This is a genomic window from Roseateles sp., assembly GCF_046300915.1.
GTDB lineage: Bacteria > Pseudomonadota > Gammaproteobacteria > Burkholderiales > Burkholderiaceae_C > Kinneretia.
This window is the reverse complement of record NZ_JBKCLH010000160.1, coordinates 15,983-40,941: the sequence shown is the minus strand read 5'-3', so window position 1 is coordinate 40,941 and position 24,959 is coordinate 15,983. Positions and strand designations below refer to the sequence as shown.

Genomic DNA, 24,959 nt, shown 5'->3' with positions numbered 1-24,959 from the left:
CCAGATGGGCGGCAGCTCGGGCAGCCAGCGCTGCAGCTGGGCGCGCCCCGCGCCGGTGAGCAGCACGCGCGGGGGCTGCAGCGTGAGGCGGTAGTCGCGGTCGGCCTGCAGGCGGCGCGCCAGGGCGATGGCCTCGCGGTAGTAGGCGGCAGCGGCTTCGTCGCCGCGCTGGGCCGAGAGGATCAGGGGCGTGCGGGCCTCGTCGATGAAGACGCTGTCGGCCTCGTCCACGATGGCGAAATGCAGGCCGCGCAGGGTGCTGCCGCCCTGGTCGCGGCCCGCCAGCAGACGGTCCAGGCTCAGGGCCAGGGCCGGCATGCGCTCGGCCAGGGGGTGGCGGTCGCGCAGGTAGGCGAAGACCACGGTCTTGTTGCTGCAGTAGACGATGTCGGCGCGGTAGCGCTCGCGCCGGGTGCTCTCGTCATCGCCCTCCAGCACCACCGCCACCCGCAGGCCCAGGGCGCGGTACAGGGGTTCGAGCTTCTCGGCGTCGCGGGCGGCCAGGTAGTCGTTGACCGTGACCACATGCACGGCCAGTCCGGCCAGGCCCGCGGCGGCCGCGGCCAGGCCGGCGGTCAGGGTCTTGCCCTCGCCGGTGTCCATCTCCAGCACACGGGCCTGCAGCATCACATAGGCACCCTGCAGCTGGGTGTCGAAGGGCGTGAGGCCCAGGCTCAGGCGCGCCTGCTGGCGCACCAGGGCCAGGGCGCGGGCGCTGAGGGCTGGGGTGAAGCCCTCGCGACCCAGCTCGCGGCGCAGCGCGCCAGCTTCCGCCTGCAGGGCCGCGGCGGAGCTCAGCCCCGCCTCGGCTTGCTGCACCGCGCGCAGCAAGCGGGTCAGCGCCAAGCGGCCCAGGGCGCCACGGCGCAGCAGGCGGCGGCCACACCAGGCCAGGGCGCGGTCCAGCCAGGGCGCCTCGGTCCAGTCGCGGCGCTGGGCGTAGGGGTCGGCGTGGAAGCTCAGTGAGAAGCCGCTCATCTCAGCTCGCAAAGGTCTTCAGGAAGAGCTGGCGCAGCGGCCGGTACCACTGGCGGGCCAGGGGCTCGGGCTCGTGCACGAAGCGCACATAGACGCGCTGGCCCACGGCCTGGGGCAGGGCATCGCCCAGCAAGCGCAGCTCGAAGTGAAAGAGCGAGTCCAGGGCCTGAGGTTCCTGGCGCGCGTTGCTGCCGGGGTCCAGACCGATCTTGCCCCCGCCCTGAAGCGCCAGGGCCAGGCTGGGCAGCTGGGTGGTGGCGGCCGGCACCTCGCGCTCCAGGCGCGCGGCCAGCAGCTGGCCGATGCGGTCCACGCTGCGCAGCTCCACCCGGGTGGTGTGCTGGCGCACCCGGTCCACCTCGCCCTGGCCTACCACGGTGAGCAGGCTGAAATGGCGCGGCTCCAGCACATAGGCCAGGTGCTCGCCGCGCTCCAGATAGCGTCCCGGAAAGTCCTGCGGTGAGGGCATCACGAAGATGCCATCCACCGGCGCGGCGATGCTGAGCTGGGCGCGACGCTCGTCCAGATCGGCCAGGCGCTGGCTGGCGTGGCGCAGTTCGGCCTCCACCACCTGGGCTTGGACACGGTCCAGGGCCTGGGCATGGCGCAGGCGCGAGCCCAGCTCGCCGCGCTTGGCCTCGGCCTGGGCCTGCTGGGCATCGAGCTCGGGATCGGTGCAGGCCAGCAGCCGCTGGCCCGCGCGCACCGTGCTGCCCGGCGCCGACAGCACGGCCATGCCGAAGCAGGCGTGGTGGGCGCGCACGCGCGAGGCCTCGGGCATCCAGATCACGCCCTCGGCATTGGTCCAGGAGGGCAGGGGCACCAGGGCGATGAAGGCCGTGAGCGCCGTGGCAAAGCCCAGGCTCAGGCTCCAGGCCAGCGCGCGCCGTCCCTGCAGCACCGGGCTGAGGGCCAGGTACTTGAACTGGCTCAGCAGCGGCTTGCCCACGGTGCCCCAGGCCGACCAGATGGCCAGCAGCACGCCCAGGAAGAAGAAGCGCGGCGCCACCAGCAGCACGATGCCCACGGCCACCAGCATGCGGTAGCAAAAGGAGGCGATGCAGTAGCCCAGCAGCCAGGGTGCCTCGCGCGGCGTCAGCGGCGGGGGCTGCAGGCCCTCGCGCACGCGAAAGAGGTGGCGGTTGATCAGATGGCCCAGGTACTGATTGGACTTCTGGGCCAGATTGGGAATCTCCAGCCAGTCGGCCAGCACGTAGTAGCCGTCGAAACGCAGCAGGGGGTTGGCATTGAAGATCAGGGTGCTGACACCGGCGGCGATCAGCACCTGATGCAGAAAGGCCTTGCCCACACCGGGCGAGACCAGCACCCACAGCCACAGCGCGACGGCGGCCACCGCCAGCTCGGCCATCATGCCGGCCAGGCCCACCAGCATGCGCTGGTACTTGCTCTTGAGCGCGCTGGCCTGGCTGGCGTCCACATAGGGCACGGGCACCGCGACCAGGAACATCAGGCCCATCTCGTGGCAGCTCAGACCCAGCAGCTTGAGCGCCAGCCCGTGGCCCAGCTCGTGGATGGCCTTGAGCACCGGAAAGGCCAGGGCCAGCAGCAGCATGTTCTGCGCGGTGAAGACGCGCGAGGTGATGTCGGCGCTGAGTTCCTGCCAGTGCATGGCCGCACCCACGATGCCGGAGCCCACCAGGGCCAGCCAGGCCAGCAGCAGCCAGGGCAGCAGGGCGGGCGGCATCAGCCGCGCGATCAGGCCCAGCAGGCGGTCCGGGTCCACCAGGGGCAGCTTGAGCGAGAGCGGATTGCCCAGGTACTGCTTGATGCGGGCCCAGCCCAGCTTGCGGCGGCGCTGCTCCAGATCGTCCAGATCCGGGCGGCGGTCGCTGAGCAGCACATTGGCCTGGTGCAGCTGGGTCAGCAGCTGCAGGATCTCGTCCTGGGTGGGCGCCTCGTCGCCCAGGCCCAGACAGGCCTGCTCCCAGATCTGGGCCAGGCTGCGCTGGCCGTCCATCAGGCCGACGATGCGCCAGGCCTGTTCGTTCAGGCGCAGGAAGCGGCCGCTGGCCTGGTCTTGCAGCACATACCAGCGCTGCCCCCGGTAGCTGTGACGCACCAGGCGCGCATGGCCGCGCAGGGCCGGGCGCATCTGCTCGACGCGGTACCAGGAGGTGGAGAACAGGGCGGAACTCATGCAGCCGTCCTCACAGCCCCAGCCACTGCCAGGCCTGCAGGCGCAGCCAGTCGCCCATGCGGTGCGTCCAGATCCACAGCAGATGGCGCTCGCCCATCTCGACCTTGGCAATGCCCTCCATGCCCGGGCGCAGCTGGGCCGCGCGCTCGCCGACCGGGTCCAGCTCAGCCTCCACGCGGAAGAGATTGCGGCCGTCGCGGGCGCTGGCCACCGGCGTCAGCAGGCGCACGGAGAAGTTGAAGGTCTCGCCCGGCAGGGCGGTCAGCATCAGGCTGCCGCGCTGGCCCACGGCCAGGGTGTCGATATCGGTCTCCTCGACCTGCAGGATCAGCCGGTAGGCATCCAGCGGCGAGATTTCGAACAGGGTCTGGCCTTTCTTGAGGGCGGCACCCAGGCTTTGCGAGAGGTCGCCGCTGACCACCAGGCCGTCCAGCGGTGCGCGCACCGCGGTGCGGGCCAACATGGTCTCGGACAGGCGCCGCTGCGAGGCGGCCTGCCGGATCTGGGCCAGGGAGATCTGGATCTGGGCCAGGCTGTGCTGGGCCTGGGCCTCCTGGGCCTGCTTGGCGTACTGGGTCTGCTGGCTGGCCCATTTCTCGCTCTCCAGGCGCAGATCGCGGTCGTCCAGGGTGGCCAGCAGATCGCCCTGCTTGACCACCTGGCCGGCGCGCACCTGGGCGCTGGCCACAAAGCCGTCAAAGGGCGCGGCAATCACGCGCCGCACCCCGCCCTCCAGGGTGGCCTGGGCGCCGATGCGATAGGGGCCGGTGGCCGTGGCCAGATAGGCGGCCAGCAGCGCCAGGCCCAGCAGCATCAGCTTGCGCAGGGCGTGGCGCGGGCCGAAGACCTTGGCCGCCTGGGCCGCCAGGGCGTCGCGCAGGCGCAGGGGCCAGGCGCGCTGGGCGTGGCGCTTGTCCAGCAGCACACGCCCCAGCAGGGGCGGCAGACCGTGAGCCATCTGCAGGGCCAGGGCCGAGGGGGCCTGGTGCAGCGGCCATTCGAAGACCATCACCCCCTGGTTTTTCTCGTCCAGCATGAAGGGCACGGAGAGCACGCTGCCGGTGCCAAAGCCGCGCAGCAGTGCCTGCTGATCGCGCAGCACCAGGGTGGCAGGCAGCTCGGGCGCGGGCTGGCCGTCCAGCAGGCACAGGGCCTGGCCCTGGTCGCTGGCTTCCTCCATGGCGGCTTCCAGCGCATGGGCCAGGTCCAGGCGGCCCGAGAAGTCGGCCGCATTGGACAGGGACTGCAGGCGCAGACGCTTGCCGCGCAGCAGGCCCAGGCAGACGCGGTCACAGCCCAGCTTGTGGGCCGTCTCGGTCACCGCGTTGTTGCAGGCCGCGCGCCAGTCGGGCTCGGCCAGGGCCGTGGTCAGCAGCTCCAGGGTCAGCAGCATGCGCTCGCGCAGCGCGTCCTGCTCCACGCCCGCGCCCTGTGTCCCGGGCGAGCGCCGCCAGCCCAGGCCCCAGCGCAGCCAGTCCCGGCTGTGGCGCGGCGGCGCTGCCTCGGCAAAGCGCAGCCCCACCACGCCCTGCAGCGCACCGCGCTGGAGCAGGGGATAAGCCAGCAGGCTGGTCCCGGACTGGGCGCGCTGCAGGGCTGCGCCTTGGGCCAGGGCCTCCTCACAGATCAGCGCCAGCTCGGCCGAGCAAGGCTGGCCGCGCTGGGGCCAGTTGGCCACGGGGCGCAGATCCCCCGCCTGCCCCTGCTCGCCCAGCAGGCTGCCATCGAGCACCAGCACGGCCTCGCTGACCGCGCCGCCGCTCAGACCCAGGCCCTGGACCAGGGCCTGCAGCCAGCTGGCGTGCAGCAGCGCGGCGTCGCGATGCGGATCGGCGTCCAGCAAGGTCTGCCAGAGCGGCGCTGGAATGGGGGAGGCAGTGGACATCACGCAAGCTCGGGAGACGGTTTCAGAGCTTGAGTTCGCCGTAGCGGCTCTCGTACTCGCGCAAGCCCAGGTCCAGCAGGGCCTGCAGGCGCTTGGCCGCATAGGGGTTGAGCACGATGCGGTTGGACAGGCTCACCTTGACCTCGGACTGCTGGGTCTGCCAGGCCTGGTTGGCCCCGAACAGCAGCATGATTTCTTCGCGGGTGCCCAGCACATTGCAGACATTGGCGTAGCTGGTCTGCATCTGGCTGTCGTCCCAGACGATGCTAGGGGTGCTGGTGCCGGCTTGCGGCAGGGTCTTGTTGTCGTCCATGGTGCTCATGAGTTGGGTCGATGAAATGAATGAAATGAGCCGGTCTGGCCTTAGCGGCGCGGTCCGCCCAGAGGAGCGTCCCAGCGCACGCGTGGCGCCTTGCCGCTGCGCTGCAGGGGCAGGGCGGCGGCCAGCACGGCGGCGGCCATCAGGGGCTCGGTCTGAGCGGGTTCCTGGGCATCCGCCTGGGCGGTGTTGGCGGGCCTGGGCTGCGCGGGCTGAACCTCGGGCTGTTCGCTCGCGGCGCTGGTGGCGGGAACAAGCTCCGCGGCCTCGGCGCGCTGCGTCTGCAGCGGGCTGTCCGCCAGGGTGCTTTCCGAGGCCAGGACCTGATCGAGCAGGGCGGCCGCGCTGGACATCTCGCTGGCGCGCAAGGCATTCGTCTCGTAGCGGATCTCGCTCGGACGGCTCTTCTGGCTTTCCACGAAGACGCGCGCCCCCAGGGTGTAGGGCTGCGCACGCTCCAGCGGCTGCTCCACAAGTTCCACGCCCAGGGCGGCGGCGCTGGTCTCGGCACGCAGGGGGCTGTCCACCAGGCCCACGAGCAGGCTCTGCCCACCGCCCAGGGTCGGTTCGGCCTGGCCCTTGAAGGCCGGGGTCTGCAGGTCTTGCAGCGCTAGCAAGGCCTGGGCCGTGGGGCTGCTGGCCTGGCGCTGAGCCGACTCGGCGCTGCTGCCGGTGCCGCTTTGCTGGCCCAGCGCGGCGGCGTCGCCGGACAGCGCGGCGGTGGCCGCATCCACATCGACCTGGCGCGAGGTCAGGCCTTGCAGGCTCAGGCGCAGGGTGACGCGGCTGCCGTCGGCGCTGCGCAGCTGGAACTCCTCGGCCACCAGATCGCCTTCGCGCAGGGCTTGCAGGGCGGCCGAGCCGGCGTCCAGGCGATAGCTCCAGCGGCCATCGGTGTCCAGGCTCAGCACCCCGTAGGCGCTGCGCTGCTCGCCGGCCTGGAAGCGGCCCTGGCCGGCATCCGGGTCCTGGATGCGCAGCTGACCGTTCAGGGCCTCGATGCGGTCCTGACGCAGGGTGGCGGTCAGATCACCCGTGATGCGGGCAGCATCCTCGCTGCCGCTGATGGCGATGCGCAGCGTGGCGCGGGCGCTGCCGTCGGCGCTGAGCAGCTCGAAGCGGTCCTCCACCTGCTCCCCCTCCAGCAGGGCCTGCAGGGCGGCGGCACCGGTCTTGGCCTGATAGGTCCAGCGGCCATCCTCGGCCAGCTCCAGCACGCCGTAGGCGCTCTCGAAGCGGCCGGCCTGCAGGCGGGACTGGCCGGCGTCGGCGTCGCGCACCTGCACCTGACCGCGGGCGGTCTCGGCCTGGCCGGGCTTGATGCTGCCGGCCAGCTCGCCGCCGATCTCGGCCTGGTTGTTCAGGCCGCTGATGCGGATGAGCAACTGGCCCAGCGTGCCGTCCAGGGCGCGGAACTCCAGCCGTTCCTCGCCGACCTGGCCGGCCGCCAGGGCCTGCAGGGCGGCCGAGCCCAGATCCAGGCGATAGGTCCAGCGCCCGTCTTCCTCCAGGCTGAAGAAGCCGTACTGGCCACGGCGCTGCTGCTGGGCCAGCAGGCCCGCGGCGCTGGCGTCGCGGTCGCTGAGGCTGATGCGGCCAGCCAGGGTATCGCCCTGGTTTTCGCGCAGCGCGCCGCCCAGATCGCCGCCGAACTCGGTCGCGTCGTCGGCGCCGGCCACGGTGATGCTGACCACGGTATTGCTGCCGTCCACGGTGCGCAGCACAAAGGTCTCGAGGCGGCTCTCACCGCTGCGCAGACCCTGGACCGCGGCCGCGGCATTGTCCAGCTCATAACGCCAGCTGCCGTCGGCCGCCAGGCTCAGGCGGCCGTACTGGCCGGCCAGGGCCTGGGGCGCGAAGGTGGCCGCACCGCCGCTCAGAGCCGGCAGGCCCAGCTTGCCGCTGGCCACCAGGCTGCCATCCTCGGCCACGCGGCCCTCGCCGGTGGGGGTGCCAATGATCACGCCGGGGTCCACGGGATCGGGGCCGGGCTGGCGCTCGGGCTTGGTCAGCGGTGCGCCGAACAGGCCCAGTTCACCGTATTCACCCAGCAGGGTGACGCTGATCACCGGGTTCAGCGGGTCGCGCAGATCGATGCTGCCGGCGCCCGGCAGCTGCACATCGCGCTCAACGCTGCCACCGCTGCGCAGGTCCAGACCGCCGCCGCCCAGGATGATCTGGCTGCCGCGTGCCGGCAGATTGAAACGGTCCACGTTCTGACCGACCTCCGTGTCGTCCACACCGCTGCTCTGGATGAAGCTGGGCTGTCCGGCCGTGAAGTCGATCTGGGCGTTGTCGCCGATCAGGAAGCGGCGCTGCTCGTCGCTGGCATTGACCGTGATCACATCGCTGCCGCGGCCGCCCATCACATAGCTGCGTCCGCCGCCCACCGTGAGGCGGTCATTGCCGCCGATCAGGGGCTGGGTGGCCAGGATCTGGCTCAGGGCGCCGCTGCCGCGGGTGTCGAAGATCACCGAGCCGGCGTCGCCGAGGAGCACGTTCAGATCCTCATCGCCCTGGGTCAGGGTCTCGACCTGGTCTTGGCCCGCACCGCCCAGCACGATCTTGCGACCGGCACCGGTGCGGATCTCGTCGTCGCCGCCCACGCTGGCGTAAACGGCATCCGCAAACAGGTCCTGGTAGCGGCGCGCCGGGTCGGCGTTGCTGCCATCGGTGCGGTGGTACTCCAGATTGTCGCCGGCAATCACATCGCGGCTGCGCGTGGCGCCGACGATATTGATGCGGTCACTGCCCACGCCACCGGCCACCAGATTGAAGTCGGTCAGCGGATTGCCGGGCAGGGCCAGGCCGCTCATGATCAGGCTGATCTGGTCATTGCCGCCGGTGGCAGGGTCGGCATCCAGACTCAGGAAGTCGGTCATGCGGCCGGCCGCGTCGAGCTGGATGGCGGCGTTGTCGCCGGCCACCACGCGCTCGGGGTTGCTGGCCGCATCGGGACGCGCCTCGTCGAAGGGGCGTGTGCCGCGCGCCGACAGCAGCTGGATGGTGTCGGCGCCGCCGCCGCCGATGACGAGCTTGTCGCCATCGCGATCGGCACCGGCACTGCCCAGGGCGATATCGTCGTTGCCGCCCTGGGCCAGGCCCAGGCTGACGGCCTGGCGCAGCGCGCCGGAGCCACTGGCGTCGAAGACCAGGCGGCCGGAGTCGCCCAGCACGATGCTGTTGCCGCTGCCGGCGCGGATCAGGTCATTGCCCACGCCGCCGACCATCACCACATCGCCGGCCACCGTCGTCATGCTGTCGCCGCCGCCTTGGTCCAGGCCGAGGCTGGCCAGGGAGAGCAGCACGCCGCGGTTGTTGCGGCGCAGCTCGATATTGTCCCCGGCCATCACGACGCGAGCCGTCTTGCCGCTGACCGCCATCTGGTCCGCGCCCATGCCGCCCACGACCAGGGCCTCGCCCATATCGGCGTTCTCGGCGCCGACCAGGCCGAGCTGGATCTGGTCACCGTCGCCGGTGGAGATGCTGGCGTCGCTGCTGACGAAATCGGTCAGCACGCGCGCACCGGTGTCGGGATGCAGGCTGAACTGCAGGCCGGCGTTGTCGCCGCCCACCACGCGGAAGTTGCGGGTCTCGGATTCGATGGCGATGTTGTCGCGGCCGTAGCCGCCCAGCACCACCACCTCGCCGTCGCCAATGCGGATGCGGTCGTCGCCGCCGAAGCCCAGATCGCTGCTGTCCACGCGCTGCAGCTGGCCGGAGCCGGAGACCTCGTAGCTGAGGCGACCGCTGTCGCCCAGCACGATGGCGCCGTCGGCTGCGCCGCGCGTGGCCACGTCGATGCGGTCGCTGCCCATGCCGCCCAGCACGATCTTCTGACCGCGGCCGGTGCTGATGCGGTCGTCGCCGCCCTTGTCGGCATTGCTGCTGGCGATGCTCAGCAGGGCGTAGCTCAGGGCCTGACGGCGGTAGTCGCCGGCATCGCCAAAGATCACGTCCTCGCTGATCGCGCCGGGGCTGACCGTGATCTGGTCGGCGCCCATGCCGCCCAGCACCACCTGCAGGCCGAGGTCGGCCTGGGTGTTGCGCTGGCCCAGCGTGATCTGGTCGTCGCTGCCGGTGGCGGCGATCGCATCGGTGGACAGCAGATCGGTCAGGCCGCCCTTGTTGTCGAAGACCGCACGGGCGTTGTCGCCGGCCACGAAGCGACCGGTGCGACCGCGGTTTTCGGTCTGCGCCGTCTGCAGGGCGCTGCCGGACAGGCCGCTGGTGCTGACCAGGCCCATGATGCCGGTGAACAGCGCCATATCGGTAGGCAGGCCGTGGCCGCTGGCGCTGATGTCCACCGTGTCGCGGCCAAAGCCGCCGATCACGAGCTTGTAGCCCTCGGCCAGCTGGATGCGATCGTTGCCGCCAATGGCCTCGTCGCTGCTGCGCACCTGGCGCAGCACGCCGTTCTTGGCCAGCTGGTCGTAGAGCAGCTCACCGTTGTCGCCGATCGCGATGCTGGTGCCGTTGCCGCCGACGATCAGATCGGCGCCGAAGCCGCCGATCAGCACCTGGCCACCGTGGCCGGTGATGATGCGGTCGTCGCCGCCCTTGTCGATCACGGTGGAGGCGGCCTTGAGCATCTGGTTGCTCAGGGCGGTACGGCGGATCTCGCCGTTGTCGCCGATCACCAGATCCTCGGAGCTGCCGGTGCCGGCACTGATCTGGCCGGTGAGGGGGTCGACATGGCCGGCGATGAAGACATCGTCCGCGCCCATGCCGCCGATCACGATATTGCGGCCCAGGGCCGTCGTGCTGCCGCTGCGGCCGATCTTGATGATGTCGCGGCCACCGGTCTCGGAGCGGCTGTCGGTGGAAACCATATCGGTCATGCCACCGGCGCTGTCGAAGTCGATGCTGGCGTTGTCGCCGGCCACCAGGCGGGTGGCATGGGACTGGGGCGTGCCCGCGACCAGGTCCTCGCCATAGGCGGCCAGGATGATCTGGTCGGCACCGCTGCCGCCCAGCACCACCTTGTCGCCATTGCCGGCCACGATCAGGTCGTCGGCCGGGATGGCCGTGTCGTTGAAGTCGCTGCTGGCCACGCGCTTGAGCTGGTTGGGCACGCTGCCGGCCACCAGGCTGTCATGACGCTCGATGCGACCGTTGTCGCCCAGGATCACGTCCACGCTCTGCGCGCGGCCATGCGTGAGCTGGCCGCTGGTCTCGTCACGACCGGCGCTGATCAGCACCGTGTCCTGACCGACGCCGCCGATCACATAGTTGTTGCCCAGATGACGGTCGGACTGGTCACGCGGGTCACCCACCAGCACGCGGTCGTCGCCGCCGGTGCCGGCCGTGGTGTCCAGGCTGTAGAACTGGGTCATGCCGCCGCGGGCATCCGTCTCAACGCGGGCATGGTCACCGGCGATGAAGCGGAAGTTCTTGGCCGTGGAGTTGCCGGCCGCAAAGCCGATCTGGTCCGCACCGCCACCGCCGATCACCAGGGCCGAGCCGTTGGACAGGCTGATGCTGTCATTGCCCGCCTGGCTCTCGCCCACATAGGACAGGGCGTAGTCCAGCATGTGCTGGAAGCCGTCCTGCTCGGTGAAGGTCCACTTGCCCTTGGGATCCAGGGCGCGCTTGAAGCTGAACTCGCCGTGGTCGGCCAGGATCAGATTGGTGGCGTCGGCGGAGTCGGCGCCCATGATGGTGTCGCCGGCCGCGCCGGCCAGCACCACATTGCTGCCCGATCCCAGGAAGATCCGGTCGGCACCGCCGCCCAGATGGCCGAAGGTCTTGGCAAACAGCACCTGGCGGGTTTGGAAGTCCACCATCAGCTGGCCCAGGTCGGCCAGGATGGTGTCATTGCCTTCGCCGCTGCCGCCCTGATTGAAACTGTCCGAGCCCAGGGCGCCCATCAGGATGTCGTCGCCGCTGCCGCCCTTGAGCGTCTGGCTGGCGCCTTGCAGGTTCTGGTTCTCCAGGGTCTGGCCCTTCCAGATCCAGCTGCGGCCGATGGCATTGCCCTGGCCGCCAAAGCCCGCCAGTGCGCCAGCGGTCTGCAGGCTCAGGTAGTCGCTGACGCTGGCCAGGCCTGCCGGCTTGGCCACCTCGTTGCGGTAGCTGATGAAGGTGTCGGCCACCAGCAGGTCGGCGCCGGCCTGGCCTTCCAGCACATCGTTGCCGCCATTGCCCACGATCAGGTTGTTGCGGCCATCGCCGCTCAGGCGGTCCGCACCCTGACCGCCGAAGAGGTTGTGGAAGCCACGCACCTGGACCTGGCTGTTGTTGGCGCTGCCAAAGGCGCTGCTGCCTTCCAGATTGACGCTGACGCCGCGGCTGTACTCCGAGAAGTCCAGGGTGTTGCGCTGGTTCTCGCGGTCGCCCAGGGTGGACTCGCCCGTCAGGCTGCCGCTCACGCCGGCACCGTCGCGCACGCGCACCACATCGGAGCCGCGGCCGCCGATGATGTGCTCAAAGCCCTCGAACTTGTAGCCATAGCCGCGGTCGTCGCCCACCGCCTGCTGGGCCGCACCGGCGCTGAGGCCGGTCTGGGTCATGCCGCCGGCGGCATTGGTGACCCAGCCCTGGTTCATGCCGCTCAGGGTGATCAGCAGGTCGCCCTCGTCGCCCGAGAAGTCCAGCAGGTCGCCGCCGGAGCCACCGCGGATGCGGTCAATGGTGTCGTCCTTGGTCCACTGGACGGTGTTGCCGCCCTGCGAGGCCTTGAGCTGGGCATCGTTGACGGTGACGGCCTGGGTCTGGGCACCGAAGTCCAGCCAGTTGGCGCCGCTGACGTCGCTGAGGGTGGTCTGGCCCCAGTTGGCCAGGAAGCGGTAGCGGTCGTCGCCGCTGCCGCCCTGCATGGTGGTGCTGCCACCTCGCGCGATCAGGGTGTCGTTGCCGCCGCCGCCGATCAGCGTGGCCGTGCCGGAGTCGGAGCCGATCAGGGTGTCGTTGCCGGCACCGCCCTTGAGCACGTCCTTGCCGGCACCGGCGATGAAGAGCACCGAGATATTCGCCGAGAGCGCCGAGGCGTCGATCAGATCGTCCCCCGCGCCGGCAAAGGCCTTGACGCGGCTCACGCCGCTGAAGGTCTTGGTGTAGGTGTTGCCATTGGGCAGCTTGGCGCTGACCTTGAGGCCGCCTTCCTCGGTGAGGGTGAACTCCTCGTTGCCGTCGTTGGTGTCGCGGCGCTTGCGGTCGCTCGCACCCTTGTCCACCGCGGCCTGGCCGTCGATGCTGCCGATGCGCGAACCCATGTGCAGGGTCAGCTCGCTGCCGTCCATGGAGCCCAGCACGGGCTTCTTGGCCGAGGGGTCATGCTCCCACTCGAACAGGGTGACGTCGACAAAGGTGTACTCGAACACCCGCACGTAGTCGATCAGGGCGAAGAGCTCCAGATAGGCGGCGATATAGGCCGTGCCCTTGAGCTTCATGGAGACCACGTCCAGCGGGTCGTCCGAGACCGCGGCGATCAGCTCGTTGGCGCGGTACTTGTTGTCCAGGTTCTCGTCGTAGAGGTCCAGCGTGCCCAGCAGCTTGATGCCGCCCTCGACGCCGCCACGCACGATGCCTCCGTTCAATTCCGCTATCGCCACCAGCTTGGCGGACAGCGTCACCTCGGGACGGTCCACCCCGCCGATGATGTTGTCGCTGAGGTAGAAGCCGTTGAAGATGTCCGTGACACGCTTGCTGTCCAGGAACTGCGAGATGCCGTAGGTGTCAAAGCCCAGGGTCAATGCCGCCTGCAGCTTGATCTCGCCGGCCAGACCCACGAAGAGCGGACCAAAGACCGGGAACATTTGCCGGAAGCCCACCTTCACCTCCAGCTTGGGCGGGGTGAAGGTCATCAGGTCGGCCGGCTTGCCCGTGAGCAGCTTGAGCACGGTGCCCGTGGGGTCGGCAATGATGGGGAACTTCAGCGCGCTGCCGGGCTTCTTGAGCGCGGCCTTGAAGTCTTTCAGGCCCTGATCCAGACCGATGGTGGTCTGACCTGGCAGATTGAGATCGGGGATGCCGATGTCGATGCTCGGGATCCAGGAGGTGAGGTCGCCCAGGCTGAAGTCCAGCTTGGGGAAGATGTCGAACAGGCTCAGCGAGGGCAGGGTGATGTCGGGCAGGCGCACGGTCAGCGGCGCCTTGCTCATGTCGACAAAGCGGCTGTACTTGAGCTTGAAGGCCTCGACCTGCTGCGTCACCACCGTGACCGGCGGCGCCAGCTCATAGTCCTTGCCGGCCACCAGCCAGTGGATCTTGGGCGGGATGACTTCCAGCGGCGGCAGGAAGGGACGGATCTCCAGCACCTGGAAGTTCACGCCCAGGTCCAGCACGGCCGGCGCCTTGTTCGGGTCCACCAAGGCGGCCAGACCCGGGGGCCAGGCCACATTCAGATAGCCGTTGGCGTCCACGCCCGGGACGGTCCACTCGTAGTCGGTGCCCAGCACATGCGCGCTGAGCTTGGGCATCTTGATCTTGAGCTGGGGCAGCACGCGCAGATCGAAGTCCGGCGAGATGCAGCGCACATTCACATCGAAGGTCGGCAGCACATTGCCGGCCAGCACGTCGGAGATCTTCAGCTCCGGCCAGCCATAGCCGACCTCGAGGATGAAGCCCACCGGGCGGCCCTGCTTGTCCAGCACGCCGTCAATGGTGAAGTCCTTGCGCCAGGTCTCGTAGGGTGCGGGGATGGTCCCGTCCAGGGAGAGATCCAGGGTCAGCTCGGGCAACTGGCCCTTGAGCAGATCGGTGGAGGAGATCTCGCCGGCCTTCCAGCCCGCGCCCCACTTCACCTCCACATGGCCGGGCTTGCCGGCGCTTTCGTAGTCGACGCGGTAGCTTTCCTCGCGATAGGGCAGGGGCAGCTTGATCTCGGGCACCGGCAGCTTGGACAGGGCGCCCAGATTGAGGCTGCGGTCCTTCTTGCCCGCGATGATGATGACCTCGGACACCGGAATCAGCAGACCGTTGGCGGTCGGCAGATTGTTCAGGGTCTTGAGCATCTGCGCCATGGCAATGACGAAGTCCACCTTGGCATTGCCGCCAAAGAGCTTGGACATGTCCTGCGCCAGGTCCAGGGTCGAGTACTCACGGCCCATCAGCTCCGAGAGGCCGGGGATAGGCGTGGTCAGCGCATCGATCACCGGCATGATGGGGCCGGTGGCCTTGTTGACCGCATCGACGATGGGCGCCAGGAACTGGCTGAAGAAGCTGCCGGCGTCCAGGCGCAGATCCGTCATCCAGACGCTCATGCTCTCGTGGAAGAGCTTGTCGTAGCCGGTGGCCAGGAACTCGTCGAGCTTCTTGGCAATGGCGCTCTTGTTGTTGGCCTCCCAGGTCAGATGGAAGTCGCCCAGGATATTGGGCAGATAGCCTTCGCCGCCCAGCGAGGTGCCGAGCTTCATGTGCATATTGACCTGGGCCTGGGCCGACCACTCGACCTTGATCAGGTCGGCCAGCTTGGCCGCGCGCAGGTCGGCGAAGGTCAGGCGTCCGTTGGTCAGGCTGGACAGGGCCGAGACGCCGAAGAGGCCGCGGTCCTTGAGGTCCACGCTGAAGCTGCCATGGAACTGCGTGCGCGAGCCCTCGGCGCCGGTCTTGCCGCCAAAGAGCTGGTTCGTGCGGTTGTAGCCGGTGTTGACCTGGTCGCCGGTGATCCAGTCCTTGCCGGAACCCCAGACGCCGCCATCGTTGTCCTTGATCCAGCCATCCCAGTTGTCGGTCAGGGTGCCGTTGAGCACCAGGACTTCGGCGTTCAGGCTGGCCGGCTTGTTGCCAGCGCCGGGCTTGAGATAGGCGTCAACCGTGAACTGCAGCTCGGCGACCGCCGCCTCCTGGGTGGGCTTGCCCACCAGCCAGAGGTTGTTGATATGGCTGTCCTGCGGATTGCTCAGCCAGGGGCGGCTGGCATCCACCGTGCCATCGGGCCGAACATTGGTGGTCTGGCCGATGCCGGCATGGCCGGGCATATTGGTCACGACGTAGAAGCCGTCGTTGACGTCCACGCCAAAGCCCAGATAGAAGTTCCAGCCCAGGCGCAGATCCAGGCCACCGTCGAGCTTGAGGTTCAGACCCGGCACGCCGATGTCAAAGCCCAGGTCCAGTTCGGGCGAGTAGCTCTGGCCCAGCTTCATGCGGAACTGGATGGCGCTGGCCTGGCCCAGGGCCAGCTCGGTGGCCATGCTGGAGGCGCGCTTGTACAGGACTTCCTTGAACTCCTTGAGCAGGGTGGGCGGAATGTCGTACTGGCCCGCGGCGTAGTCCTTCTTGAGCTGCTCGGCGGCCTCCTGCTTGGCGGCGTCGCTGGGCTTGAAACCCTTGGCGGATTCCTTCATCGCGGCCAGGGCCACGCTGCCACCGAACACATCGCGCAGCAGGCTCTCGTAGCTGTAATTGCTCGTGCTGGCGTCCTGGTAGGCCTTCAGCACGAACTTGGCCATCTTCTCGATGGTGTCCGGGTAGCCGTTCTTCCTGACCTCGTCGTTGGCCGCCTTCATCTGCGTGAGCAGCGCCTGGATGGTCGAGGCCGAGCTGCCGATGGCGCCCACCACATCGTCCACGATCTTCTGCAGGCCCGAGTCCAGCACCACATTGCCAGCGCTCTGGGTGTACTCGGGGCTGCCGTCGGCCCGGAGCTTCTGGATGGGCTGGCCGTTCGCGTCCAGGCGCACCTGGCCATAGGCATCGAGCTCGTAAACCGGCGTGTTGACGCCCGAGGTGACCCAGGCCGTGCGCTGACCCGGCAGCACCGCCGGAATGAACAGCTTGGCGTTGCCTTGATTGACGTCCAGGTACTTGGCAATGCGCGGGTCCAACGCCCGCTGCGGGCCGGCAATGTACTCGACCACCACATCGTCGGCGGTGATCACGCCATCGTTGTTGTAGTCCTGCAGGAAGTTGCGGAAGGGATTCGCCGCCAGATCGATGGCGTTGATGAGCTTGTCGCCGTTGGTGTCCAGGGTCAGCTGCTTGAACAGGAACATGCGCAGCGCATTGTCCAGGCCGCCGTATTCCTGGACCGCCGAGCTCAGCGCTTCCTTCAAGGAATTGACCAGATTGCCGCGCAGATCGGCGATGAACTGCGTCGCGTCCTTGAGCTTGTCGCCGATGATGGGCAGGTCCAGCACCGAGCTGAAGGCGTCCAAGCCCTTTTGCACCGTGCCCAGCAGGGTGTCGACGGTGTTGACGATGATGGTGGGGTCGCGCAGCAGGAAGATCAGCGAGTAGTTGATCGGCTTCTCGGGCGTGCTCACGCCGCCGGTGGCCTTCTCGATCAGGCTGACCAGGTCCGTCTGCCACTGCTTGAGCTGCGGCAGGACCAGGCTGATGTCGAAACCGTTGCTGCTGGGGTTGCTGCCCGTGCCCCACAGCGGGGGCTGGCTGCCGCCGCTTCTGCCGCCGGGCAGGGCGCCGCCGGTGCTGGCACCGCTGCCGGCATTGCTGTTCTGGTAGGGGTTGAGGTTGGAGCCGGGCAGGGCCTTGTCGGCCGCATCGATGGGCGCGCCCTCGGGCGTGGTGGCGCCACTGCCGTTGCCCGTGCTGGGCGGGCGTGCCGGCTTGGCCGACTCGGCGATCTGAACCTGGAACTCCGGCAGGCCGGTGGCGCCGCCCAGCTTGGCGAAGCCCTGCGCCAGATTGGCGAAGCTGGCGTCCAAGGTGCCCAAAGGCATGGGGTTCACGAAACCGGCGATCTGCTGCAGGGCCAGCTGACCCAGGTCGTCGGAGAGCTTGAGCTGCAGGGGCAGGCTGGTCTTGGCAAAGCTGGCGGCGTCCACCAGCACGTCGAAGGCCTCCTTCTGCTGCTGCTTGCGCTGCTCCGCGTCCAGCGGGTTCACCGGACGCAGATAGAGATGCTCGGCACTGCTGGCCTTGTCGCCGCTATTGAGCAGCCAGGCGGCCTTTTCTTCCACCTGGGCCGAACCGCCGCGCACGCTCAGGGAGTAGATGCCCTGGGTGGAGTCGAAGGACATATTGGCGCCGCTGGCCGTCAGGCTGAAGCTGGCGAAAGTGCCCTCGTCATCGCTCAGGCCGTTGGCACCGGCACTGCGATGGTCATAGAGGAAGAGGCGCCCGCGATTGGCGCCCTTGGACAGATCCAGACCCAGGGCCAGATTCAGCTGCAGGCTGCCGAACACGCGCATCAGGGCCGTGCCATCCACATCGCTGAGCTGGCCCAGGTTGCCGGCCAGGGCTTCCAGCTGCTTGCGCTGATCGGCGCTGAGCAGATTCAGCAGATCGGGCTCGCGCAGCAGCAGCTTGAGCGGCATGCGCTTGTCAATGGCCAGGGACAGGGGCAGCTTGATGCTCAGGGCCTCGGCCCCCGGCGTCTGGTCCAGACCCAGCACCACGCTCTGCGGCGCCAGACCGAAGGCGGTGCCCAGCAGCTGCTGCAGCTCCAACAGGCTGCCGCTGCCCTGCTGGGCCAGCTTGGCCATCACGCCATCAAACAGGCTTTGCAGGCCGAAAACATCCTTGAGGTCGCTGCCCAGCAGGGGGATCAGGCGACCGAGCTCGCCGAAGCGGCCCATGCCGGCCAGGTCGCCCACCAGCTGGGGCAGGGCCTTGAGGTCGCCGGTCAGGCTGGACCAGTCCAGCTCGCCCAGGGCGCTGAGCACGCCCAGACCGTCGCTGGGCACCAGGCTCACACGCGAGGTCTGCTCGCGGCCGGCTAAGAGCTCGCCGACCTGCTCGACCTGCAGGTCCAGGCGCGTGCCCGGCGTCACCGGGCTGGCAATGCCGTTGGGCGTGCGCACTTCCAGGCCGCTGAGGGTGAGGGCGGCCTTGGGCGCGCTGCCGGGCGTGCCGGCAAAGTCAGCGAACACCGGCGTGCTCAGGGTCTCGTCCAGCTGCAGGCGACCGGCAATGCCGAAGCTGCTGAGCTGTATGGGCTTGACCGCCACCGCCAGACTGCCCGAACTGCTGATCTGCAGCTGGCCGTTCACGAGCTTGACGGGCAGGCCTTCGGTGGACTGGAGCAGGGCATCCAGCTTGGCCAGCTTGGCCACGTCGTTATTGGCCGGGTCGTTCTTGGCCGCGTTGACCGCGGTCCACAAGGCCGTCTTGAGGGCGCTCAGCAGCTGGTTCACGCTGCTGAAGCCCTGGCTCTGGGCCACGGTGAGGGTGAAGGGCACGGCCAGGCCGTCCTTGCGCACCACCATGTCCAGATCGCGCAGCAGGCGACCCTGGGCGTCGTAGATCTTGGCTGCGTCCTCGTTCAGGTCCAGGGGCTTGCCCTCGGCGTCCAGGGCCGAGCCCTGCACCTCGGTATCGCCCGACAGGCCCGCCACCAGCTTGCCATTCACCACGTCCAGTGGGAACAGCGCCGTGGCGATGATGGTGTTGAGGTCCTTGATGCGCTGGGCATCGCTGGGATCGCTGCGTCCCTTTTCGGCACTGGCGGCGTCCAGGATGGACTTGCGGATGGCGGCCGCCAGCTGCTCCAGCGAGGCAAAGCCCTCGGTGGCCTGGGCACGCAGATTGACGTCCAGCGCCGTTGCGCCCTGGCTGACGGTGAGCGGCAGGTCCACGAAGAGACGGCCGCTAGCGGCGTCATAGATCTGCGTTGGCGTCTGCGACAGGCTCAGCGTCGCGGCCTTGGCATTGAATTTCAGCACCTGGACCTTGGGCACCTTGGTCGGGTCGCTTTCCTTGGACAAGGGGTCCGGGATCAGGGCGGTGGTGACGAAGGCGTGGCCGGCATAGGGGTCGGTGCCGCCCAGCTTGGCCTGCAGGGCCGCGTGGATGGCGGCGTCCAGATCGGCGGCCAGATCGGCCACGCTCTGGTTGCTGGCGGTGTCGGCGGCGCGCAGCACCAGGTCCAGCTGCAGGGAGCCCACGTTCACGCGCAGACCCACATCGCGCAGCAGGCGGCCGTTGGCCTGCACCGGGGTGCCGGTGGCCTCCAGGCTGGCTTCGGTGCTGATGGCGCCGCCCAGACCCAGCTGGGCTTCCTGCGAAGAAACGGCGTCCCAGAGCGTGTTGAGGCTGACGCGCGCATCCGGCGCGGCATTGGGGGCGGCGCGCAGGCTGAAGCGCATGCTGCCCTCGTACTCGCTGCGCAGCTGGTTGAACTTGAGGTCCAGCAGGCCGTACTTGGCCTGGCCGGCCTGGTCCAGCGTGGCCGGCAGGCTGCCGTTCTGGCCATGGACCTCGGCCTTGTAGCGGCCGCCGATCTCCACGTTCTGCAGGAACAGCTCGGCGCCCTTGGTACGCGCCCATTGCCCGTTGCCAAAGCCCAGCTCGTTGGCGGCGCTGCTGTTGCCGCTGACGAAGAGCTGGAGGTTGGCCACCGAACGGCTGAGCGTGATGATCTCCAGCTGTCCGTTGTTCAGCACCACCTGCAGCAGCTGGCCCAGATTGCTGAAGCCCTTGCCGCCGCTGCCCAGATGGGCATGAGCGGCCACGCTGGTGGCGGCCAGGGCGGCGTTGAAGTCCGCCAGCAGGTCCTGGAGATTGGTGTTGCTGGGGTCGCGCGCCACGGTGATGGCGATGGGCGCGCTGTAGTCCAGGGACAGGGACAGGGTGGCGTCGCTGCTGATCTGGCCGTTCTCAGGCAGCTTCACCGCCTTGGCGCCGGGGTAGAGGGTCATGGGCTTGAAGCCCAGCTGTGCGGTGATCGGGTCGCTGGCACTGTCGATGCCCAGGCGGAAGCTCTCGGTGGCGGCGCGGCTGTTGAACTGCAGCCACTGGGTCTTGGCATCCAGCTGGGCCTTGACGGCCTGCCCCACATTGGCGAAACCCAGGCGGGCCAGCACGCCGCCGGCCGTCACGGCCTGGGCATCCAGCAAGGCCTGCACATCCGCACGCAAATCGGCCATGCCGGTGTTGCCGGCGGTATCGCTGGCCTTGAGCGTGAAGGCGTAGACCTCGCCATCAAAGACCAGACGGAACTTGGCTTCCGAACCCGAGGACAGGGTGAACGGGGGCGTGCCGCTGCCGCTGGCACCGATCACGGTGCTGGTCGCACCGCCGGCGCGCAGCGAGAAGGCGTTGACCTGGCGCATGTCCAGACCCAGGGTGGCGCTGAACCAGGCCTGGCTCTGCAGGTCCAGGCTGGCCTGGGAGGACAGGCCCGAGAGCGCACCCACCTTGTCCTGCAGCTGCAGGGCCACGCCCTGATGGCTGAGGGCCGGCGCGAAGCGGATGTCGAAGAGCAGGCTCTTGCTGGCCTGGTCGTAGCGTGGATTGAGCTCAAAGCTCTGGCCCGTGCCGCTGAGGCTGTCATTGACGGCCTGCTGCAGGCGCTCCATCAAATCGTCAAAGCTGACGAAGCTGGTGATGCGGTTGATCAGGCTGTCCTGGCCACCGATCTTGAAGCCCAGGCGGTCCAGGGGCCGCAGGGCCTGGTCGGCCGCGTGATCGCCCACCAGATTGCCCGCGCGCAACTCCAGCGCTGGCGCATCGGCGCCGGCCCAGGGGCCCTTGAATTCGATGTCCCAGCTGCTGGCGGCGCCGGCCACGGCGCGCACCTCGAGGCTGGCCTCGCTGAACTGGGCGTCCCACTGCTTGAACATGGCCACGAGCTGGGCCTTGATCGCAGCGGGGCTGAGCTGGCTCCATTGCAGGTCGGCCGACTCGTAATACTTGCCCCCCAGATTGACCGCAAAGCCGAGCTGACCGCTGGCCACATGGCCCAGGGCCAGGCGCTGCACCTCGTTGAGGCCGGCATGGGTGGCCGTGGGCAGGCGTGCCGCGTTCAGGGTGTAGAGGGCCGCGTCCGCCTCCAGGCGGCCACGCAGCTCCCGACCGTCCACATTGAGCGTGGCCACGGCCTTCTTGGCGAAGCTGGCACCACTGAACGTGATGTCGAAGTGCTGCACGCCCTGGGTGAAGCCGACCACATTGACGTCGGCGGTTTTCACCACCACGGCGCCCGCGCCCAGCACCCCGTTGAGCGCGCTTTCGATGGCGCTGCTCCAGGTGCCGCTGGAGGGCAGGGTGACGGTGCTGCTGAAGCTGCTGCCATCGGGGCGAGTGCCCGAGATCACGAAGCTGCTGCCCGCGGCCGCACGCACCAGGGACAGGCGCTGCACCGCGTCGGCGGTGGCCGAACCGGCCGTGATGGCGCTCACCGCCACACCTGCGCTGGCGGCGACGCGGATCTCGATGCCGCTGTCGGGGCGCGCTTGCACGATGCCGAGCTGGCCCCAGACGCGACCGTCCGCGCCACGGATCAGATTGCTGCTGGTGACGTCCAGCAGACCGCCCGCATTGGCGGCCCTGCTGTCGCTGAGCTGAGCCTGCAGCAAGGCCTGGGCCTGGCCGGCGCGCGCGCCCACAAAGCTCACCACCAGATGCTTGGCACTGCCGCTGACCAGCACATTGCCCTTGCCGATCTCGGGCAGGGACTCCAGGGCCTGCTGCACTTCGCTCAGGCTGCTCAGCAGCGAGAGCTCGGGCGTCCAGGCACCGTTGCCCAGGCGCAGGCGGAAGCCGCCCGAGGCGGCATGCAGATCGATGCGCTGCTCTTCATTGCTGCGCAGCGCGGCGCTCAATACCAGACCGCCCTGCACCAGGCGGGCCACCTCGGCCACGGCCGCGCCCTGGGGCTTCCAGCGCAGATTGCCATCCAGGGCCGCGGCCAGCTTTGTGTCGATCAGCTGGGCCAGCTGGTTGATATGCGTGAAGCCGGTGGTCTCGCTGGCCTTGACGACGATGCTGACCACGATGGGCCGCGCCTCGCCGGGGCGCTGGATCTGGACATCGAAGCTGCTGTCCTCGCTGAGCACGGGCGAGATCGGCTTGGCGGCGATGATGCCGGCACTCGTGGTCTGCTGCAGACGCTGGTCCACCACCTGGCTGACCAGCTTGCTGAAGTCCAGCACATCGCCCAGGCGCTGATTGGTGAAGGGCAGCAGGGCGTCAAACTTGCCGGCATCGCGCAGCTCGGCCAGATAGTTGCCCAGGTCCTGCAGCATGCGGGTCAGAGCCACCGCATCCATATTGGCGAAGCTGGCCAGGGCCTCGAAGCGGCTGGCACTGAAGTTCAGGGGCTTGCCGGCCACCTCGCTCCACAGCGCGCTCGCGCCGCCATTGAAGCTCAGCGACACATGGGGCTTGCCACCGGCCAGGCTCTCGAAGCTCAAGGCGCCGGCGCTGCCGGCCCCGATGCTGCCCAGCACATCGAAGTCCAGGCTGGCGCTGACCTGGGGGCTGTTCGCCGCGGCCACCCGGCTGTCCGTCAGGGCGGTATAGCCGGTGTCGAGCGGGCTCTTGATCTCCGAGGGCTTGAGCGCGGCGCCCGCCAAGACCTGGTCGGGCAGACCCGTCGGCGTGCCGACGTTCAAACTCAGGGTGCCGGTGTCAAAGCTCAGGCTGCCCAGGGCACGAGCCTCCAGCATGCCCAGGGCCATGGCCGCATCCAGCTGGCCCGTGCCGCTGTGCACGCGTGCCGTGAGGCTGCTGATGCTCAGGCTCTTGTCCACGGCCGTGTCGTAGCGCAGGCGCAGATTGACCTGGGCGGTGAGCGCGGCACCGGCGCCGCTCATGAAGTCCAAGCCCAGGGGCTTGAGCTGGTCCTTGACGCTCAGACGACGCAGGAAGTCGCGCGTGAGGCTCAGCTCCAGGTCCAGCACCGGCACGCCGCCGGCACCCGTGGTGCTGAGGATGTTCATGAACTCGCCAGCGCCCGGTGTGGCCAGCGCTTCCAGGTGAGCGTAGCGGCCCTGGCCGCCCAGGTACTCGCGCAGCCTTGCCAGCAGGCCGCTCAGGGTCTTGGCCGGCTCGCTGGTATCGGCCAGATAGTCGTCCAGCACCGTGCCGCCCTGGGGCGTGCGGAAGCTCAGCACATCGCCGAGGGTGCGGCCGTCGGCCGTCGTGAGCAGGCTGCCCAGACCCGCATCGACCAGGGGCAGTTTCTGGCCCATGACCTCGGCCAGATCGATCTGGGCGCCCAGCTTGCGGGCGCCCTCGAAGACGGACTTCAGGCCGTTGGCCGAGACGCTATCGAGCGCGGTGTCCGCGAAGGTCTGCAGCTGCAGGGCGCCGGCGACCATGCGGCCGTAGAAACCGGTGCCGGCGCTGTGGCCCTCGATGCGGGCATCTTCACCCTGCTTGAGCAGGGCGGCGATATTGCTGCCATTGCTGGTGCTGGCGGCGTAGTCGACCAGGCTGATGCGGCCCTGGCCGTCCAGATCGCTGGCATCCTGCAGGCGGCTGCTGACACCCGCGTGCAGGGTGAAGCGGTTGGCACTGGCGGCGTCGGGCGTCAGGTCCAGGCCGAGATCGAAACGGCGCAGGCTGAAGACGCTCTGGGCGTCGCTGGGGCGTGCCAGGGTCGGCAGATCCGTCGCCGCGCTGCTGGCGTTCAGGCCGGGCAGCAGCAGGCCGGCGTCCAGTTCCAGATCAAAGCGGCTGCGGGCCTGGCCGCTCCAGGCGCCGTTCTGGTTGAAGCTCTTGGCCTGGCTCTCGTCCAGGCTCAGGCTGATCTTGAAGCCCGCCTGCACCTCCTTGGCCGCCGGGTCGAACTGGGGCTTGACGCTGATGGTCCAGGCCGGCTTGTTGCCGGTGGCGGACTTCAGCGCGGTTTCCAGCGCCGTGCCCAGGCCCTGCAGGGTGGACGCCGTGCCGGCGCTGCTGAAGTAGCTGTTGGCCGCGTTCTGCAGGCCGAAGAGCTGGCCGGCACCGGTGGCAGCGCTGAGGCCCAGGGCAGCGTTGACGCTCTGGCCCAGGCCGGGCAGGGCGTTGTTGAGCAGGGGGTTCTTCAGGGCCTCGGCGCCGGCGGCGTCGATCTTGCCCAGCAGGCTCAGCATCTGGGCCTGCACATTGACATTCAGGCTCAGGCTGGCGGCATCGAGCTTGAGCAGGCCCTCATAGCGCTGCCCGGCCTGGAACAGGGCCAGGGCGTCGATGCTGCCGCTGGCGTACTCCAGCTGCCAGTCGGCACCGCGTTCGCGGGAACCGGTGAGGTTGCTGGAGGCCGCCACATCGGCCCCCGTCAGCGCCGCCAGGGCCTGCACAAAGTCCTGGCCCTGCTGGCTGGCCGCCACCTCGCAGCCGTAGAGCAGCAGATCGGCGTCCGCGCTGAGCGCAGCGCGCCAGCCTTGCAGCTGTTCGGCATGCGCCGCCAGATTGCCAGCATGGAGCTCGCCATTGCCCAGGGCCAGGCGGCCATCATCGCCATGCGAGATCAGGTGCAGGGCCTGCAGCTGCTGGCCCGGGCGCTGGCCCAGCCACTGGCTGATCTGGGCCACGCCATCACGGCTGGGGTCCAGCACCACCACCTCGACCGGGGCCGGGCGTTCGCCGCGCCGGGCCAGGGCCTCGCGCAGCAGGGATTGATGGCCCTGCACGCTGGGGTCCACGAAGACCACCTCCTGAGCGCGCGCGCTGTCGGCATCCGCTGCCGCCGAGTCAGCGAACCAGGCGCCGCCGTGCAGGGTGGGCATGCCGGCCAGCAGCTGGCGCTGCAAGGCTTCCTGGGGCTGTTGCAGGGCAGCTGCCGCCTCCAGCTCGCGGGCCGGGGGGGGAGGGATGAGCACCCCTTCCGCGGACAGCAGCTGGCGCGGCTCCAGGGCTTCGATATGCAGCCGGCGCTCGCGGCGCGGCTGTTGGGGCTCACCCAGCCCCAGGGCGCGACGCAGGCGCTGGGCGGCGTTCAGGGAACGGTGGGGCAGGGTGGGCGAGTTTTTCAAAGGGCGCTCCCGGAGGACGGGTCGGTTTCTCGTGCG

At 69.0% G+C, this 24,959-nt stretch carries 5 protein-coding genes; all 5 read right to left on the bottom strand.

Annotation, left to right across the window (positions count from 1 at the left end):
• Positions 1-978 (bottom strand): DEAD/DEAH box helicase (locus ACK5F2_RS12215; RefSeq protein WP_409864960.1); only part of this gene is annotated, 978 nt, incomplete at its 3' end.
• A 1-nt stretch (position 979) separates the two neighbouring features.
• Positions 980-3,136, bottom strand: coding sequence for a PqqD family peptide modification chaperone (locus tag ACK5F2_RS12210; protein ID WP_409864958.1), 2,157 nt, complete (start codon positions 3,134-3,136; stop codon positions 980-982).
• 10 nt (positions 3,137-3,146) lie between these two features.
• Positions 3,147-5,021: an efflux RND transporter periplasmic adaptor subunit gene (locus ACK5F2_RS12205; protein ID WP_409864956.1), complete on the bottom strand. Its 1,875-nt coding sequence runs from the start codon at positions 5,019-5,021 to the stop codon at positions 3,147-3,149.
• Between the two features lie 22 nt (positions 5,022-5,043).
• The gene (locus ACK5F2_RS12200; RefSeq protein ID WP_409864953.1) at positions 5,044-5,343 is read right to left on the bottom strand and encodes a DUF3467 domain-containing protein; all 300 of its coding nucleotides are present in this window, start codon (positions 5,341-5,343) and stop codon (positions 5,044-5,046) included.
• Positions 5,344-5,384: 41 nt separating this feature from the next.
• On the bottom strand, positions 5,385-24,923 hold the full coding sequence (locus ACK5F2_RS12195; protein ID WP_409864951.1) for a VCBS domain-containing protein: 19,539 nt from the start codon (positions 24,921-24,923) through the stop codon (positions 5,385-5,387).
• Positions 24,924-24,959: the final 36 nt, after the last annotated feature.